Origin of the sequence: Klebsiella sp. KP20-425-1, from assembly GCF_025813515.1 — a bacterium.
GTDB lineage: Bacteria > Pseudomonadota > Gammaproteobacteria > Enterobacterales > Enterobacteriaceae > Klebsiella > Klebsiella pneumoniae.
On sequence record NZ_CP109614.1, the window covers coordinates 2,175,250 to 2,192,714 of the forward strand.

Consider the following 17,465-nt stretch of genomic DNA (forward strand, 5'->3'; position numbering starts at 1 on the left):
ATGCGTCTATCATTTTCAGGCCGGGTGGCGGCCGCGCTGATGCTGCTGGCGCTGGGCGGCTACGCGACAGCGCAGGAGCGGCTTACCCTGCGTATCGCCGATCAAAAAGGCGGCATGCGTTCGCAGCTGGAGGCGGCCAACGCCCTGCAAAATCTCCCTTACGACATTAAGTGGGCCGAGTTCCCGGCCGCCGCGCCGCTGGCGGAAGCCCTCAACGCGGGCGCCGTGGACGCGGGGATCATCGGCGATGCGCCGTTGCTCTTCGCCCTGGCCAACGGTGCGCCGGTCAAAGCTATTGCCGTGGATAAAAGCAACCCGGCGGGGACCGCGGTGCTGGTATCCCCCGGCAGCACGTTAAAAAGCGGCGCTGATTTAAAAGGCAAACGCATCGCCACCGGTAAAGGGTCGATTGGTCATTTCGTGGCGCTGAAAGCGCTGGAGCAGGCGGGGATTTCACCGAAGGAGGTGCAGTGGGTGTTCCTCGGCCCGGTGGACGCCAAAGTGGCGTTGCTAAACGGCTCGGTGGACGCCTGGGCGACCTGGGAGCCCTACACCACCCAAATGGTGAAGACCAACGAGGGGCAGATCCTGGTGAGCGGCAAAGGGCTGCTGCCGGGGAATACCTTCCTCGCGGCAACGGATTCCGCGCTTAACGATCCGCAAAAACGCGCCGCGCTGCAGGATTATCTCCAGCGCCTGGCCGGCGCCGAGCGCTGGGCCTACGCCAATCTCGACAGCTACGGCAAAACGTTGGGGGAGATCATCCGCTTCCCGGCGGAGATCGCCCGCGCGCAGTTTGCCAACCGCCAGTCGCAGTGGCAGCCGCTGGCCGAGGAAACAGTGGCCCAGCAGCAGGCAACGGCGGACTTTTATCTCGCCAACGGCCTGATCCGCACCCGGCTGGACGTGAAGCCGACCTTTGACCGCCGTTTTAGCGTGCCCGCCGCCGAGGTGACGCCATGACCAGAACCACTTTTTCCCGCCGCCGTTTTTTACAGCTCAGCGGCGGCCTGGCGCTGGCCGGGGTCTCTCTGCCGCTGTGGGCTCATGATATGGCGGACATGGCCGGCGGCGATGCCCATCCGGCGCTGCGCCTGCCGCAGCCCTACAAGATCAAGCTGGCGATCAACAAAAGCGCGGTATGCCTCGCGCCGGTCGCCGTCGCCGAGCAGCAGAAGATATTCAGTAAATACAACCTCGACGTTGAGTTTGTTAACTTCGGCAGCTCCACCGATGTGCTGCTGGAGGCGATCGCCACCGGTAAGGCCGACGCCGGGGTGGGGATGGCGCTGCGCTGGCTGAAGGCGCTGGAGCAGGGCTTTGACGTCAAGCTCACCGCCGGGACCCACGGCGGCTGTCTGAACCTGCTGACGGCCAAAGACTCGCCGTTCGGCGGCCTCGAGAGCCTGAAGGGTCAAACCATCGGCGTCACCGACATGGCCGGACCGGATAAAAACTTCTTCGCCATTCTGCTTAAGCGCCACGGTATCGACCCGATCAGCGACGTGCAGTGGAAAGTCTACCCGGCGGATCTGCTCAGCGTGGCGCTGGACAAGCGCGAAATCGCCGCCATCAGCGGCAGCGAGCCGTTCAGCTATCGTCTGCTGGAGACCGGTAAGTATCAGCTGATCGCCAGCAATATGACCGGGGATTATGCCAACCTCAGCTGCTGCGTGCTGGGGGTGAGCGGGAGCCTGGCGCGGGACCATAAACCGGCCGCCGCGGCGCTCACCCAGGCGATCCTTGAGGCGCACAGCTATGCCGCTGCGCATCCGGAAAGCGTGGCGCAATCCTTCCTCGCCCATGCCCTGAATACCAGTGAAGCGGAGGTGAGCGGCATCCTCCACGGGCAGGGCCACGGCCATCACGCGGTGGGCGAAGCGTTCGTGAAAGAGCTGACGCAGTATGCGGTCGACCTGCAGCGGGTGCAGGTGATCAAGCCGGGTACCGATCCCCATCAGTTCGCGGAGAGTATCTATGCCAACGTATTCGCCTGAGCAGGCTCTGGCGCGCCCCACCGGCCGCGCGCCGCTGTGGGGAGAAGGGCTGCTGGCCGCCGCGCTGTGGCTGCTGGGCGGTCTGTTTACTCTGACCTGGCCCGACGCCGGGCGGCGCTGGCCGTTTAGCGAAGGCTGGGCGCTGGCGCAATTCACCCTCGGCGGCGGCTTGCTGCTGCTGGCGCTGAGCTATCGCTACTGGCGGGCGCGCGGCGCGCGTGTGCTGCATGCCGGCAAGTGGCTGGCGCTGCTGCCGGTGCTGTTTGCTGTCTGGGAAGGGCTGACCGCCAAAACTGCCGTGTTGCCGGTACCATTCTTCGCGCCGCCGCAGGCGCTGATCGAGGTGCTGCACGACGACTGGCCGCGCCTGCTCGACAGCCTGCTGCACTCCCTGGGGCTGCTGGGGCTCGGTGTGCTGCTGGGTACCAGCAGCGGGTTCATCACCGGTCTGGCCATCGGCTGGTCGCAACGGATTGGCTACTGGGTGCATCCGGTGTTACGTCTGCTGGGGCCGGTGCCGTCCACCGCGCTGCTGCCGCTGTGCCTGTTTATTTTTCCCTCGAGCTTCGGCGCCAGCGTGTTTTTGATCGCGCTGAGCACCTGGTTCCCGGTCACGGTGCTGACCTGGTCCGGAGTGATGGGCATTGATAAGGCGTGGTACGACGTGGCGCGGACCCTCGGCGCCAGCCAGCGTTTCCTGATCCTGCGGGTGGCGATCCCCGCCGCGTTGCCGAACGTCTTTGTCGGCCTGTTTATGGGGCTCGGCGCGTCGTTTTCGGTGCTGATTGTCGCCGAAATGGTCGGGGTGAAGTCGGGGATCGGCTTTTACCTCCAGTGGGCCCAGGGCTGGGCGGCCTATCCGAATATGTACGCCGCGCTGCTGGTGATGGCCTTGTTATGCTCCGGCCTGATAAGCGGATTATTTATGCTGCGTGACCGGCTGCTGAGCTGGCAGCGAGGAGGGATGCAATGGTAACCGAGACGATAGCGCGCGGCGCGGCGGTATCCATCAGCCATCTTCATCATGCGTTTACGCTTGGCAAACAGACGGTACCGGTGCTGGAGAATATCAGCCTGCAGCTGCGCCCGGGGGAAAGCGTGGCGCTGCTGGGCCCTTCCGGCTGCGGTAAATCAACCCTGCTGCGGCTGCTGGCGGGGCTGGAAGCGCGGCAGAGCGGACAGATGCAGATCGACGGCGCGGCGCTCGGCGCCCCGGGGCCGGAGCGGATCCTTGTGTTTCAGGATCCGACGCTCTATCCGTGGCTGACGGTGCGGCAGAACGTGCTGCTGGGCCCGCAGGCGCAGGGCAAAAAGGGGCTGGAGGTGAAGGCAGACGCGCTGATTGACCGCATCGGGCTGCAGGCCTTCAGCGAGGCGTGGCCGCGGCAGCTGTCCGGGGGGATGGCGCAGCGTGCGGCGCTGGCGCGCGCCTTGTTGAACGAACCGCGTCTGCTGCTGCTCGACGAGCCGTTGGGCAAACTCGATTCGCTGACCCGCATCAGTATGCAGCGGGAGCTGATCGCCCTCTGGCAGCAGCAGGGGTATACCAGCCTGCTGGTGACCCACGATATCGAAGAGGCGCTGCTGCTGTGCGAGCGGGTGCTGGTGATGTCGCCGCGTCCGGGGCGGATTATCGCCGAGTTTGCGCTGCCGCTGGCTTTTCCCCGTCATCGCGATAACCCGCAGCTGCTGCAGCATCGTCAGGATATATTGCGCATCCTCGGCCAGGAGGCGGACTGGTAAGCTGAACGCATTCCCCGGTGGCGCTGCGACAAATGTCACGGAAAGGTAGGCCGGCGCAAACGCAGCGCCGCCCGGCAATGAATATCCGGCGCCAGGCGCCTGTTTTTGCCCGGTGGCGGCTGCGCCTTACCGGGCCTACGAACTGCGACAAATGTCACGGAAAGGTAGGCCGGCGCAAGCGCAGCGCCGCCCGGCAATGAATATCCGGCGCGACGCCATGGTCCGGCTTAAAAATCCATCTTCACCGTGAACTGCACTTCGCGCGGGTCGCCAATCTGGTTGCCGAGGTTATTGGTGCCGATCGAGGAAGTGTAATAGGTCTTATCAAACAGGTTCTTCACATTCACCTGCAGCGTCACCGGATACTGCAGCTTCATCTTATAGGCGGCAAACACATCCGCCACCGCATACCCCTGCAGATAATAATCCGCGCCGTTGGTGCCGGAACGCTTGCTGACCGCGTGGCCGCCGCCGCCGACGGTCAGGGTGTTGCTGTTATAGACGTTATGAATGTCATAGGTCAGGAACAGCGAACCGGTATGTTTCGGTACGTTTGGCAGCGGTTTCCCGGCGTAATCCGGATCTTCCAGCACTTTGGCGTCGGTGTAGCCGTAGCTGGCGATCACGCTGAGGTTATCGGTGATGGACCCGGCCAGATCCACTTCCACGCCCTGGGAACGCACTTTGCCCGCCGTTTTGGCCACCGTCTCATCGCCAATGCTCTCGGTGTACAGCACGTTACGCTTGTGAATATCAAACAGCGCGATATTGGCGGTAATGCCGTTTAACAGGTCGAATTTGGCGCCCACTTCGTAAGAGGTGGACTCTTCCGGCGGCAGCTCGCCGATATAGCTGGCGATCGACGACTGCGGCATAAACGACTGGGCGACGTTGGCGAACAGAGAGACGTTCGGCGTGACCTTGTAGACCAGGCCGGCTTTCGGCGTCCATTTCTCATCGCGGCTGTCGGTATTGACGTTAAACGGTCGACCTTTACCGGCGTACTGGGTGTAGTACTGGTAGCGCACGCCGGCGACGGCGATCCAGTTGTCGGTCAGGTACAGCGCGTCTTGCACGTATGCGGCATAGCTCTCCTGCTGGATCCGCTGGTCGCTGTCGGAGGCGGAGACGGTATTACAGGTGTCGAGAGTGCCGTAGACCGGATGATAGATGTTAAAGCCTTTAACGTTCTTACAGCGCAGCATATCGGTGCGCAGCAGATCGTAATTCTCATAGGCGACGCCGGTCAGCAGCTCGTTATAAAAGCCGCCCACTACCACGTTGCCCTGCAGGTCGGCGCGGGTGGAGTGCATCTTCTGCGTTGAACCGTGGGTACCATCGACCCGGCGGGTGAGGTTGCCGGTCGCCGAATCATAGGCCATCACCCGCGCCTGGTTATCGTTGTAATGATCCTGGCTGTAGCTGTAGTCGAAGCGCGCGGTCCAGGCGTCGTTAAGGCGATACTCGGCGTTGAGCTGAGCGAGATCGGAATAGCCATCGGTAATATTAAACGCTTCATCGAAGCGGGTTTTGCGATCGACGTTAACCGCATGGCCGGTATTCAGATCGAAGATAGTGCCGCGATCAAAGGGGGCGCTGTAGTCGCGGTGCGAATAGGACGCGGTCACCGTTGCCCGCTCGCCAAACCAGGTCAGGGAAGGGGCGATAAAGCTGCTTTTGTTTTTACCGAAATTGCGCCAGTAATCCTCATTCTGATATTCGCCGATCAGTCGGTACGCCAGATTTGTGCCTTCGATGGGGCCGGTGATGTCGACGCTGCCGGTGCCGCCGCCAAAGCTGGTGGAGGTCCCGGAAACCGAACCGGAGAACTGCCGCTCCGGCCGTTTAGTGATGACGTTGATCAGCCCGCCGGGGTCGAGGATACCGTACAGCGTCGAGGCGGGCCCCTTCAGGACTTCCACCCGTTCGGTGGCGGCGTTAAAGCTGCGCGGCAGCACGGTGCGCAGGCCGTTGGTCATGATCGAGCCGTCGCGGTTGGCGCCGAAGCCGCGGCGGGTAAAGGCGTCCTGGGTACCGCCGAGGGTGTTGGTCTGCACCACGTTAGCGACGTTATACAGCGCCTCATCGAGTGAGGTGGCGTGCTGATCTTCGAGAACCCGATCGCTGACGGTATTGACCACCTGGGGAATATCCAGCAGCGGCATCGAGGTTAGCGTCGCGGTGGCGGAGCTGAGCGGCTGATAGCCGCTGGTGGCGCTTTGCTGCGCGCCGTCGGCCACTACGGTGATGGTCTCTTCCGCGTCGTTAGTACTTTTCGCCGCGCGATTGTCGGCGGCCATTAATCCCGGTGAGGCTAAAAAAAGAAGCGAAAAAAGCGCGCGCCCTGGCAACGTCCTGCAGGCGACATGGGGTTGAGTCATTATCTGTTTCTCGTGAACGAATCTGCCTTTGCGGTCAGATTAAGCCAATAAAATCATTGCCCTGAATAATAAAAGCACTCTGTTTAGCGTCTGAATGCGCCTTCAGATGTGTAATTGAGAATCATTCAATCATGAAGGGATGTAGTAGTAAACGTTATGCAAGATAAAAATTCAGCGGCGAGGAACAGGACGTTTTAAACATCTCCAGTAGGGAATGTTCTGTAGTTATCTATCTGATATTATTTTATTTTAATTATATTGCGTTGGCACAGTCTCGCTGTAGTCAGCGTCCCCGTCTGAAGACGATGGCGAGTATTGACTACTACATTCATCCCCGTCATGATCAAAAGAGAATGAGATTTATTTTGATTTGACTGCAGAATGTCCAGCTATCGCCTGGAACGCTGCGGCGCAGGAGCGAGTTATGCCACAGCGGGTGAAACCTGCAGAGCAGGGGATCGTACTGGATGCCCTGTCGGCCGGCTACGGCCAGACCCTGATCGTTGACGATATCAACCTGACCATTCCCACCGGCAAAATGACGGTGCTGGCCGGGGCGAACGGATCCGGCAAATCCACGCTGCTCTCGACCATCGCCAGAATGCTGAAACCGCTCGGCGGCTGTGTGCGTCTGGACGGGCAAGCCATTCACCAGATGCCGACGAAAGCCGTCTCGCGCCAGCTGGGCATCCTCCCGCAATCGCCGTTGACCCCGGAAGGATTGACCGTTTTCGAGCTGGTCTCGCGCGGGCGCTACCCGTGGCAGGGGCTGATGCGCCAGTGGTCCGAGGCCGATGAGCTGGCGGTAGAGGAGGCGCTGCGCTTAACCGGTACCGCCGAATTCGCCCATCTGCCGGTGGACAGCCTCTCCGGCGGCCAGCGTCAGCGCTGCTGGATCGCCATGGCGCTGGCCCAGCAAACGGCCACCATTCTGCTCGATGAGCCGACCACCTGGCTCGATCTGCGCTATCAGGTCGATATCCTTGAGCTGCTCCAGACCCTCACCCGCGAACATGGCCGCACGGTGGTGACGGTGCTCCATGACCTTAACTTTGCGGTGAACTACGCCGATCTGCTGGTATTCCTTAAACAGGGGCGCATCGCCGGCACGATTAGCGACAACGACGTCTGTAGCCCTGAGCTGATTAAACGCGTGTTTGACGTTGACGTGCAGATGTCGATTAACCCGCAAACCGGCAAACCCTTCTTTATGCCGTTTCGCGCCCGCCAGGCAGCGGCACAATGAGCGTGGCCATCCTGCTTTCCGCGCGGCGTCGCCCCCGCCCCCGGCTGGCGCTGCTTCTGCTAACGCTGCTGCTTATCGCCGCCTCGCTGGTGCATCTTGGCTTAGGCGCCCGCTGGATCGGCCCGCAGACGGTGCTGCAGGCGCTGCTGGAGTACGATCCGCGTAACTTTGAGCAGCGGATTATCATCGATCTGCGTCTGGTGCGGCTGGCGGCGGCGCTGCTGACCGGCGCGGCGCTCGGCGTCGCCGGGCTGCTGCTGCAGACGGTGATCCGTAACCCGCTTGGCGAGCCGCATATTCTCGGGCTTAACGCCGGCGCCTCGCTGGCGGTGGTGGCGACCTCGGCGCTGGGCCTGTCCTTCGGCGCTTTCCCCGCCGGGCGCCCGCTGACCGCCGCCTGCGGCGCGGGGCTGCTGTTCGGTGGCGTGATGGCGCTGGCCTCTGCCGGGCGCGGCGGGGCGACGCCGCTGCGCATCACGTTGTGCGGAGTGGCGCTGTCAGGGTTTGCGTCGGCGGTGACGGCGGCGATATTAATTCTCGATGAACAGACGCTGCTGGCGATGCGCACCTGGCTGGCCGGCGACCTGGCCGGACTGAACTGGAGCACGCTGCAGACGGCGCTGGTCCCGGCGCTGATCGGCCTTGGCGTCGCGCTGCTCATTGCCCCACGCCTCAACGTGCTGGCGCTGGGGGATAAGGTGGCGCTGGGCCTTGGCGTTAATCTCGTCCAGACGAGGCTGCTGGGCCTGCTGGCGATTGCGCTGCTCTGCGGCGCGGCGGTGGCGGTGGCCGGGCCGATCGGCTTCGTCGGGCTGGTGGTGCCGCACGTGGTGCGCCGTCTGGTGACGGAAGATATCCGCCTGGCGCTGCCCCTGGCCGCGCCGGTGGGAGCGCTGGCGCTGGTGCTGGCGGATATCGCCGCCCGGACGCTGGTCGCGCCGCAGGAGCTGGCGACCGGGGCGATGACCGCCCTGGTGGGCGCGCCGTTGTTTATCTTTATCGCCGCGAGGTTTTTTAAATGACGCGCGCCGTTCACCGGGCCGGTTTTCGGCCGCTGGCTTTCGCCTCCCGTCATCTGCTGCTGCGTCCTGCGGCGTTAAAAATTGCCGCCAGCATAGTGCTGACGCTGCTGGCGCTGGGGCTGTACAGCCTTAGCCGCGGCAGCTATCCGCTGCCCGCGTCGACGCTGGCGCGAGCCCTGCTGGCGCCGCAGGAGATGGGCGAGCAGCCGCGCTTTATTCTGTTTGATATCCGCCTGCCGCGGATCCTGATGGCGCTGCTGTGCGGGGCCATGCTGGGGCTGGCCGGCGCGGCGATGCAGAGCATCACCCGTAACGGGCTGGCCGACCCGGGGCTGATCGGCGTCAAAGAGGGGGCCAGCATCGTGGTCCTGGCGCTGGTGCTGTTTTTCCCGGCGGTAGGCCTGGTCTGGCGACCGCTGGCGGGGATGGTCGGCGGCATAGCGGTGGCCCTGCTGGTCCTGACGCTGGCCCGCGACTGTTCGCGGCCGCGCTTTATTTTAATTGGCATCGGCGTCTCCTGGAGCCTGGCGGCCGCGGTCGGCATCTTTATGACCACCGCCGACGTACGCGACGTGCAGACGGCGATGATCTGGCTGGCGGGCAGCCTGCAGGCCGCCACCTGGCCGCTGCTGGCGGTGGCTTTTTGCTGGGCGCTGCCCGGGGCCATCATCCTGTTCTGTACCGCCCGGGCGGCGGACGTGGCGCTGCTGGGCAACCGGACCGCCATCGGCCTCGGCGTACGTCTGCAGCAGCTGACGGTGCTGCGCTTTTTTGCGCCGGTGCTGCTGACCTCGGCCAGCGTCTCCTGCGTCGGCAGCCTGGGTTTTGTGGGCCTGATGGCGCCGCATATGGCGCGTTTTGTGCTGCGCGGCGGCCAGGTATCGCTGCTGTGCGGCAGCGCGCTGATTGGCGCCTTGCTGGTGCTGGCGACCGATACCCTTGGCCGGCTGGCGTTTGCCCCGCTGCAGATCCCGGCGGGGATTGTCATTGCCCTGGTGGGCTGCCCGTTCTTCGTTATCTTGCTCTGGCGTCGCCGTGATGCCCTTTAACCAGGAAGGTAGTATGCGTTGGTTCGTCTCATTGCTGCTGTTGCTGACGGGGGCCGTCAGCGCCGCCGACCCACAAACTCAAACTTTCACCGATGATTTAGGCCGCACCGTCACCGTCCCGCTGCATCCGCAGCGTATCGTTTCGATGCACGATCTCGATATTACCATTCCGCTGATTGAGCTCGGGGCGCCGCCGATCGCCAGCCACGGCCGGACGCGCCCGGACGGTAGCCACTACCTGCGATCCAGCGCCCAGCTCACCGGCGTCGATTTCGACAACAGCGATATCCGCTTTATTGGCACCGCCGATATCGATCTGGAAGCGGTAGCCGCCGCCAGGCCGGATCTGATCATCACTGAGCCCAGCCGCCACGTGTCAGTGGAGCAACTGGAGAAGATTGCCCCGGCGGTGAGCATCGATCATCTGCAGGGCAGCGCCCCGGAGATTTACCGCAAGCTGGCGCAGCTGACCGGCACCCAGCCGCGGCTGGCGATCCTCGAGCGCCGCTATCAGGAACAAATTAAACAACTGAAAGCGATGGTCAACCCACCGCAGTACAGCGTCTCAGTGATCCAGGCGAACAACGGCAAGGTCACGGTGCATCATTCGTATCATGCGCTGGGCCGGGTGCTGCGCGACGCCGGGTTCCGCTTTCCGCCGCTGATTGAGCGGATCCCCGATGGTCAGCGCATTGACGTCAGCGCGGAACAGCTGCCGGAGCTGGACGCTGATTTTGTCTTCGCCACCTGGCGGTCGGATACCGGCGGTAAGCCGCAGGATGAGCTGCAGGCGATGGAAGGCGTGATGCCCGGCTGGTGTGACTTTATGCGCGCTTGCCGCACCGGGCACTATATTTTACTGCCGCGGGAAGAGGTGATCTCTAACTCCTACGCCGCGCTGTCCCTGATGGTGGCCCAGGTGCAGTCGCATATTGCCGGCAGGCCGATCCCGGCGGAGGCCAAATGAAAAGCGCGTTAAAAAAAGAGAAGGGCAAAGTCGATCTTTTCGGCGAACGCTATCGCGCCCGGGCGCACCAGCTCTCCCCCCGGCTGCGGGCGGTGGTCAGCTATATCAACGACAACCGCGAGGTGGTGCTGGAGCATACGGCGATGGAGATCGCCACCGCGACCCAGACCTCCGACGCCACGGTGGTGCGTGCCATCCAGGCGCTGGGCTTCGCCGGGCTGCGCGAGCTTAAGCAGACCATGGAGCGCTGGTTCGGCACCTCGGTCACCTCGGCGGAAAAGATGCGCTCGACGGTTACCGCGCTCTCCAGCGACGTCAACTCCAGTATTGATTTTGTGCTTGAAGGCCATCAGCGGGTGTGCGAGGTCCTGTCGCGGGCCGACAACCGCGCGGCGGTGGCTCAGGCGGTGGCATTGCTCAGCGACGCGCGCCAGGTGGGGATCTTCGGTATCGGCGCCTCGGGGATCCTCGCCGAATACACCGCCCGGTTGTTCAGCCGTATTGGCCTGCCGGCGTACGTGATGAACCGCACGGGCTTTAGCCTTGCCGAACAGCTTATCGGCCTGCAGCGCGGCGATGTGCTGATCATGATGGGGCAAAAATCCCCCCATCGCGAAGGGTTGACCACCCTGCGCGAGGCGAAGCGGCTGGGTATTCCGACCATCCTGCTGACCCAGGCGGTGGACTCGCGCTTCAGCCAGGAGGCGCAGGTGGTGATCGACGTCCCGCGCGGCGGGGACAGTAGCCGGATGCCGCTGCACGGTACGGTGCTGGTCTGTCTCGAGATGATTGTCCTGTCGGTGGCCTCTACCACGCCACAAAAAACGGTGAAATCCCTGAAACGAATCAACGATCTGCATCGGGCTATCGGTAAATCCGGCGGTAAACGGGGCCATTGAGAAGATAATTCACCAGCGGGAAGGTTTCCGGTTGCATATAAAAGTGAGTGTGTGTATTTTTATGCAAAATAAATGCATAAAAAGGAAATCTCATGGTCAAGAATTTGCTCAAAGCGTGTTGCATGATAGCCGCGCTGACGGCTGCCGGACAGGCGGCTGCGGAAACCTATACCGTCGGCTCCGGCGGCACCTACCGGCCGTTTGAATTTGAAAATAGCCAGAAACAGCTGGAAGGTTTCGACATCGACATCATCAAAGCCATCGCCAAAGCCGAAGGCTTTGACGTTAAGCTGGTCAATACCCCATGGGAAGGCATCTTCGCCACGCTGAACACCGGCGACCGCGACATCATCATCTCCGGGATCACCATCACCGATAAACGCAAACAGATGGTCGATTTCTCCGCGCCGTACTTCCCGGCCGAACAGTCTATCGTCGTCGCTCAGGACTCGCAGGTGGATTCGCTGGCGGCCCTGAAAAACGAGAAGGTCGGGGTGGTGAACTCCAGCACCGGCGATATCGTGGTTTCTGAGGTGCTGGGTAAAAACAGCACCGCGATCAAGCGCTTCGACAATACCCCGCTGATGCTCCAGGAGCTGTTTGAGGACGGCGTCAGCGCCGCGGTTGGCGACGTCGGGGTGGTGAAGTACTACATCAAACAGCACCCGGAGAAGCAGTTCAAGCTGGTGCCGGATGCCAAATTTGAGCGTCAGTATTTCGGTATTGCGGTGGCGAAAGGCAACAGTGAACTGCTGGGCAAAATCAACGCCGGGCTGCAAAAGATTGTTGCTGACGGGACTTACGCCAAAATCTATAAAACCTGGTTCGACGACAACGTGCCGACGCTGCCAGCGCAATAATCCACCTTTTTCAGTGACCACGGCTATCGCCCAGGCGATAGCCGTATTTTTTAGGGAAGGACTATGACGGGATTCCGTTGGGAGATCATCGAGGAGTACGGCCCGCTGTTTGTGGACGGCGCCCTGATGACGATTAAATGTACCATTATCTGCGTGATCCTCGGGACGCTGTGGGGGTTAACTCTCGGTCTCGGGCGGATGGCGAAGGCCGAGCACGGGCCGTGGAAATATATTCTCCGCTACCTGGTGCAGTTTCCGGTGCGCTTTTACGTCAGCGCCTTCCGCGGCACGCCGCTGTTCGTGCAGATTATGGTGGTGCACTTTGCGCTGGTGCCGCTGTTTATCAATCCGCGCGACGGCCTGCTGGTGACCAGCGGCCTGATGAGCGCCGACTTTGCCCGCGAACTGCGCGCCAGCTACGGGGCGTTCCTCTCCTGCATCGTGGCGATCACCCTTAACGCCGGAGCCTATGTGTCGGAGATTTTCCGCGCCGGCATCCAGTCGATCGACAAAGGGCAGATGGAGGCCTCCCGCGCGCTGGGCATGCCGTGGTGGAAAACCATGCGCAAGGTGATCCTGCCGCAGGCGTTTCGCCGTATTCTGCCGCCGCTGGGCAATAACGCCATCGCCATTGTCAAAGACTCGTCGCTGGCCTCGGCGATCGGCCTGGCCGATCTGGCCTATGCCGCGCGCACCGTCTCCGGCGCCTACGCCACCTACTGGGAACCCTACCTGACCATCTCTCTGGTCTACTGGGTGATCACCTTCCTGCTGGCGCAGCTGGTTAACCGTCTGGAAAAGAGGTTTGGCAAAAGTGATTCACATTAATAACTTACATAAGCGCTTCGGCGACAGCCACGTGCTGCGCGGCATCAGCTGCGATATTAAACCGCAGGAAGTGGTGTGCATCATCGGCCCATCCGGCTCGGGGAAAAGCACCTTCCTGCGCTGCATGAACGCCCTGGAGACGGTCAGCGAAGGCGAGGTGGTGGTTAACGGCTTTGCCGCCCACGACCGGACCACCGACCTCAACAAGATGCGCGAAAGCGTCGGCATGGTGTTCCAGCGCTTTAACCTGTTCCCGCACATGACGGTGCTGGAAAACCTGATCATGGCGCCGATGAATCTGCGCAATATGCCGCGCCAGCAGGCGGTCGACCTGGCGGAAGCCTTGCTGGCGAAGGTGGGCTTAAGCGATAAGCGCGACGCCTGGCCCTCGAGCCTGTCCGGCGGCCAGCAGCAGCGGGTAGCCATCGCCCGCGCGCTGGCGATGAAGCCGTCGATAATGCTGTTCGATGAGCCCACGTCGGCGCTGGATCCGGAGCTGGTGGGCGACGTGCTGGAGGTGATGAAAAACCTCGCCAGCGAGGGGATGACCATGGTGATCGTGACTCACGAAATGGGCTTTGCCCGTGAAGTAGCCGACCGGGTGATCTTCATCGACCAGGGCGTGATTCAGGAAGAGGGCAAGCCGGGGCAGATCTTTAGCGCGCCGACCAACCCACGCACCGCCGCGTTCCTCAGCAAGGTGCTGTAAACCGGGCGGGCTGGCGCGATGCCAGCCCGCTGAGCATTCCGAGTGTATTGACGAAGCTTTTAATCATCCGCGCAAACATTGACTGGGCTCATATATCCCGCGATAACCCCTTTGTTAATCTCAGGGTGTCGATTAGGACTTCTCCAGGAAAATAACGTTGGAAATCTTTTTTTAACCCACTGAAAAATAGCGATTAACTATTTTTCATACGCCAAAAATCATGGTCCGTTAATCACGGACTCGGTTTCGTATGGGTTAAAAAAGGTACGTTATGACAGTTACATGGACGGTCACGCCCGTGGGGTATCAGCACATTGCCAAACGCTGCCCCGCCTGCAATGTAAAACGCGACTTTGCGCCTTCCGGCGCCATCCGGGTGAATTCGCAAAAGAAGCTGCTGGATATCTGGAGCATCTATAAATGCACGCGCTGCGATTACACCTGGAATATCGCCCTGTTTTCCAGGCTGCACGTCAGCAAGATAAACCGTGAACTGCTTCAGCGCCTGCTGCAGAACGATGCAGCCATGGTTCACTATTATGCCGCTGACCTCGCGACGCTGAAGCGCAACCGCGCCGAGCCGTCGGGGCAACCTGATTTTCGTATTCACGAGCAATGGTCGGTTACGTTGATGGCATGTCAGCGGATAACGGTGCGCGTCAGAGTCAGTCAGCCATTTCGCATCAGCCTGCTATCAATACTGAAAAAACAGCTCAAGCTGAGTACGGCTGAAATCCGGTGGTTGGTCGCGACAGGGCATATCGAGGGTATTCCACTAAAACAGCTCAAGACGAAAAAGCTGAAGGCGATGGAATATGATTTTCAGCTGGCGGCGGAAACGCTGTATGCGCGACGCCGGATTACGTTATCACTTTGCGGTAGATAACTTGCCGGGAAGATAAGCCGCAGCGCTTGAGCTGCTGGCTTTTTTATTCCTCGGTGAATAAGGACGGCGAAGTTGGCCGTCCTGACTCCCTTATCTCCGTCTGCATAAGCCACCTCCGCTGCAGCCATTCAATCTGCAGACGCATAGTAAACAAACGCCAGCTTATTGCCGTCGGGATCGCGGACGTAGGCGCTGTAAAAACCGTCGCCATACTGCGGCCGGTGACCGGGACCGCCTTCGTCACGTCCGCCGAGTTGCAGGGCGAGGGCATGCAGTTCCGCAATATGTGCGACGGAGCGGGCGTTAAGCGCCACCATCGTTCCATTACCCACCCCGGCAGGCTGCTGGTCAAAAGGAACGCCCACGCACAGCCCGCAGGTGTGATTGCCGTTGAAGGTGCCCCAGGACGCCCCCTGTTCGTTACGGCCGGCTTTGACGTGCCCCAGCAGCGCCATTAACGGGTCATAGAACTTGATGGCGCGTGGCAGATCGTTCGTTCCCAGCATAATGTATGAAAACATAGTGTTCTCCTGTTGCGGGCAAAAAGGCCTAAACCTTCAGGCTGGCTGAAGAAGATGTTGCTGACGGAGTTTTAACAAGCGCGAGACCAGCATGATGACGACGATTCCTGCTATCAGCGCCAGGCAGTGAAAAGCAATTCTGCCGCCAGCCTGGAAGTAAACCCAGCGCGCTACTTCCACCGAGGCCGCCATAAAACTGAGCGCCACAATGTTGATGGTGGCTGAAACCGTCCCTTTCGGCAGGGAGTGGGAAAAAAGCGCAAAACGGAATAATACGGGGAACAACAGGCCTGTTCCGAGGGCATAGAGACTTGTTCCTGAAACGGACCACCACCAGGTATGGGGCCATGCAATATTTCCCGCCAGTAATACCAACAACCCGGTCAGCTGTATCGGGATAGTGCGCCAGATAAAGCGGGGAGAGGTCGGATCCTTGATAAAACGGGCCACGATGATGCTGGCAATAATAACGCCGCCAAAGACAGGCACCTGGGTCCAGGCATAGGCGCCGCGCGACATCCCGCCGTCATCGATCAGGATCACCGGAGAGAGTGCTACCCAGGTGATTATCGGCAGGTTACTGAATGACAACGCCAGCGCGCCCGTGAGCACCACCGGCTGTTTAAAGGCGCGGACAAACTCGGAAAATACCTCTCCCGGACGAAACCCCCGGCCCTGAGAGGTGACCGTTTCTGGCATGTTAAAAATCAGTAACGCCCAGGCCAGCAAGCTCATGGCGCCGATGATCGCAAACAATAACTTCCAGTGCAGGAAATTCATCAGGCCAGCGCCCGCCAGGGGCCCGATTACCGGCGCCAGCAAAACGATGGATGTCAGCGCCGCCATAATGCGGATAGACTCTTTTTCATCAAAAGCCTCCTGGATGGAGACATAACCGACTGTCGAAATGAAGCAGATACTGGTTCCCTGGATAAAACGGGCGATAAGATATTGATCAATCGACGTGACAAAGATCATGCTGAAGCAGGCCAAAGCAAAGATGATGGCTCCGGTCAGTAGTACGGGGCGGCGACCAATGCGGTCGGAGAGCGGCCCCAGCAGCCACTGTAATGCCAGCCCCCCGGCTAAATAGAGGCTGACAGAGGCCGGGGCTAACGCAACATCAGCCTCAAATTCCCGGATGATGTGGATAATACCCGGCTGAATGAGATCGGTAGTCAGATAAGCAGAAAAATCATAGATAACCATCGCCAGCGGAAATAACAAGATTCTGCTAAAACGGATGTACGGTCCCAACGCTAATTTCATACGCGAAGACTCCCTGGTCGGTGACGGTTTCCCTGGTATCGGGGCCTGGTTGATGTGGATCCCTTGCGGCTGTCGTCACAGGCTGGCCGCGGAATGACAAACCGAAAGATAAAATTCGCCCGGCGACTGTCATTGGGTAAGGCAACGCAACGGCATGCAGAGGGAGTGATCGAGCATGGCAGAGGGATAACGCACCGGGTTAACTGGCTGGGGGTGACGTTTCTTATGCGAGGGAGGGGTCTCGCTGCCATCGCGTGGATGTGGAGCGTTTGTCCGCAGGGGACGAGAATGAATAAAGTCGCTTGCTCCTGAGGGAAAACATTCATACCGGGAAACCTTTGTCATCATCATGGGCAAAATAGGCGAACACTCGCCAGTGTCCGCATTCGATTTCAGCGCAGTGATAATCAGTCCGGCCAGTGATGGTCGGAAGTCTGATTATCAGATGATTAGGTTTTCCAGCATCGACGCCTCAGCTATGGGTATGAATTATTCATTAAGGAAATGATAACACCCACATTTATTATGGGAATTGCGCAGGTAAGGAAATGTGACTTTCGCCCGCTTACTGCGTGAAGCTGATCGCAACAGACCCGGCGCTGCGCTCAACCTTGCCATGGTACACCGCCTCAATATTATTCCCCTGCGGATCCAGCACAAAAGCGGCATAGTAACCAGGATGATAGTGTCGTTCGCCAGGCGCGCCGTTATCACGTCCGCCATGGGTCAGCGCCGCATGGTAAAAAGCGTCCACCATGTCACGATCTCTGGCCTGGAATGCCAGGTGGTGGCGCCCAGTCAGTTTCCCGGCAGCCTCCGGGCTGCGGCGTGAGGCCACCACCAGTTCGTCGGCCAGCAAGTATTCATTGGCGGTGGTGATAACCGGGATCTCCAGCGCCGACAGTACGGCGGTATAGAAGTTTTTGCTTGCCTCAAAGTCTTCGACAACCAGCAGAATATGATCGATCAATCTGCCACGATGTAAGGTATTACTTTCCATGGGATTTCCTTTCGGCTGGGGGGCCGGCAATGGTTAACAGCAGTGAGCCAGCAAGAACAGGATACCCTCCGGTGAGGGCCATAAAAAA

The 17,465-nt window shown here is 60.5% G+C and carries 16 protein-coding genes and 1 pseudogene; 13 read left to right on the forward strand and 4 right to left on the reverse strand.

Features of this window, described 5'->3' with window-relative positions; genetic code table 11:
* Genes OHJ17_RS10635 through OHJ17_RS10650 form a run of 4 tightly spaced genes read left to right on the forward strand, consistent with a single transcriptional unit; the run spans position 1 to position 3,740 of the window.
* Positions 1–963 (forward strand): ABC transporter substrate-binding protein, encoded by a 963-nt coding sequence (locus OHJ17_RS10635; RefSeq protein WP_004175710.1) that lies wholly within the window; start codon positions 1–3, stop codon positions 961–963.
* Positions 960–1,997, forward strand: coding sequence for an ABC transporter substrate-binding protein (locus OHJ17_RS10640; RefSeq protein WP_039818292.1), 1,038 nt, complete (start codon positions 960–962; stop codon positions 1,995–1,997). Before OHJ17_RS10635 ends, OHJ17_RS10640 begins: the two co-directional genes overlap by 4 nt.
* On the forward strand, positions 1,978–2,973 hold the full coding sequence (locus OHJ17_RS10645; RefSeq protein ID WP_004148681.1) for an ABC transporter permease: 996 nt from the start codon (positions 1,978–1,980) through the stop codon (positions 2,971–2,973). Before OHJ17_RS10640 ends, OHJ17_RS10645 begins: the two co-directional genes overlap by 20 nt.
* Entirely contained in the window at positions 2,967–3,740 is a 774-nt protein-coding gene (locus OHJ17_RS10650; RefSeq protein WP_039818293.1) for an ABC transporter ATP-binding protein, read from the forward strand. Before OHJ17_RS10645 ends, OHJ17_RS10650 begins: the two co-directional genes overlap by 7 nt.
* 227 nt (positions 3,741–3,967) lie before the next feature.
* Here OHJ17_RS10650 and OHJ17_RS10655 read toward each other — a convergent pair whose 3' ends face one another.
* A complete protein-coding gene (locus OHJ17_RS10655) occupies positions 3,968–6,040 on the reverse strand; it encodes a TonB-dependent siderophore receptor (protein WP_004891261.1) in 2,073 nt (690 codons plus the stop codon).
* A 505-nt stretch (positions 6,041–6,545) separates the two neighbouring features.
* Here OHJ17_RS10655 and OHJ17_RS10660 point away from each other — a divergent pair.
* From OHJ17_RS10660 to OHJ17_RS10700, 9 genes and pseudogenes are all read left to right on the forward strand, one after another.
* Positions 6,546–7,367, forward strand: a complete 822-nt coding sequence (locus OHJ17_RS10660; protein WP_002908416.1) for an ABC transporter ATP-binding protein — start codon at positions 6,546–6,548, stop codon at positions 7,365–7,367.
* Positions 7,364–8,389, forward strand: coding sequence for a FecCD family ABC transporter permease (locus tag OHJ17_RS10665; RefSeq protein ID WP_023283848.1), 1,026 nt, complete (start codon positions 7,364–7,366; stop codon positions 8,387–8,389). Before OHJ17_RS10660 ends, OHJ17_RS10665 begins: the two co-directional genes overlap by 4 nt.
* On the forward strand, positions 8,386–9,438 hold the full coding sequence (locus OHJ17_RS10670) for a FecCD family ABC transporter permease (RefSeq protein WP_032432481.1): 1,053 nt from the start codon (positions 8,386–8,388) through the stop codon (positions 9,436–9,438). Before OHJ17_RS10665 ends, OHJ17_RS10670 begins: the two co-directional genes overlap by 4 nt.
* Entirely contained in the window at positions 9,428–10,405 is a 978-nt protein-coding gene (locus OHJ17_RS10675) for an ABC transporter substrate-binding protein (protein ID WP_072196946.1), read from the forward strand. Before OHJ17_RS10670 ends, OHJ17_RS10675 begins: the two co-directional genes overlap by 11 nt.
* Positions 10,371–11,304: pseudogene (locus OHJ17_RS10680) on the forward strand (MurR/RpiR family transcriptional regulator). Before OHJ17_RS10675 ends, OHJ17_RS10680 begins: the two are co-directional and overlap by 35 nt.
* 92 nt (positions 11,305–11,396) lie before the next feature.
* Complete coding sequence (locus OHJ17_RS10685) at positions 11,397–12,164, forward strand: basic amino acid ABC transporter substrate-binding protein (RefSeq protein WP_002908376.1); 768 nt, start codon at positions 11,397–11,399, stop codon at positions 12,162–12,164.
* Positions 12,165–12,227: 63 nt separating this feature from the next.
* Positions 12,228–12,992, forward strand: coding sequence for an amino acid ABC transporter permease (locus OHJ17_RS10690; protein WP_004151161.1), 765 nt, complete (start codon positions 12,228–12,230; stop codon positions 12,990–12,992).
* Positions 12,979–13,701, forward strand: coding sequence for an amino acid ABC transporter ATP-binding protein (locus tag OHJ17_RS10695; RefSeq protein ID WP_004189541.1), 723 nt, complete (start codon positions 12,979–12,981; stop codon positions 13,699–13,701). Before OHJ17_RS10690 ends, OHJ17_RS10695 begins: the two co-directional genes overlap by 14 nt.
* A gap of 298 nt (positions 13,702–13,999) precedes the next feature.
* Positions 14,000–14,587, forward strand: coding sequence for a DUF1062 domain-containing protein (locus tag OHJ17_RS10700; protein ID WP_004151162.1), 588 nt, complete (start codon positions 14,000–14,002; stop codon positions 14,585–14,587).
* Positions 14,588–14,715: 128 nt separating this feature from the next.
* Here the strand turns inward: OHJ17_RS10700 and OHJ17_RS10705 are convergent, their stop codons facing one another.
* From OHJ17_RS10705 to OHJ17_RS10715, 3 genes are all read right to left on the reverse strand, one after another.
* Positions 14,716–15,108, reverse strand: coding sequence for a VOC family protein (locus OHJ17_RS10705; RefSeq protein WP_009486105.1), 393 nt, complete (start codon positions 15,106–15,108; stop codon positions 14,716–14,718).
* 36 nt (positions 15,109–15,144) lie between these two features.
* Positions 15,145–16,377, reverse strand: coding sequence for a multidrug efflux MFS transporter MdtM (locus OHJ17_RS10710; protein ID WP_002908368.1), 1,233 nt, complete (start codon positions 16,375–16,377; stop codon positions 15,145–15,147).
* Positions 16,378–16,942: 565 nt separating this feature from the next.
* Positions 16,943–17,377: a VOC family protein gene (locus OHJ17_RS10715; RefSeq protein ID WP_009486106.1), complete on the reverse strand. Its 435-nt coding sequence runs from the start codon at positions 17,375–17,377 to the stop codon at positions 16,943–16,945.
* Positions 17,378–17,465: the final 88 nt, after the last annotated feature.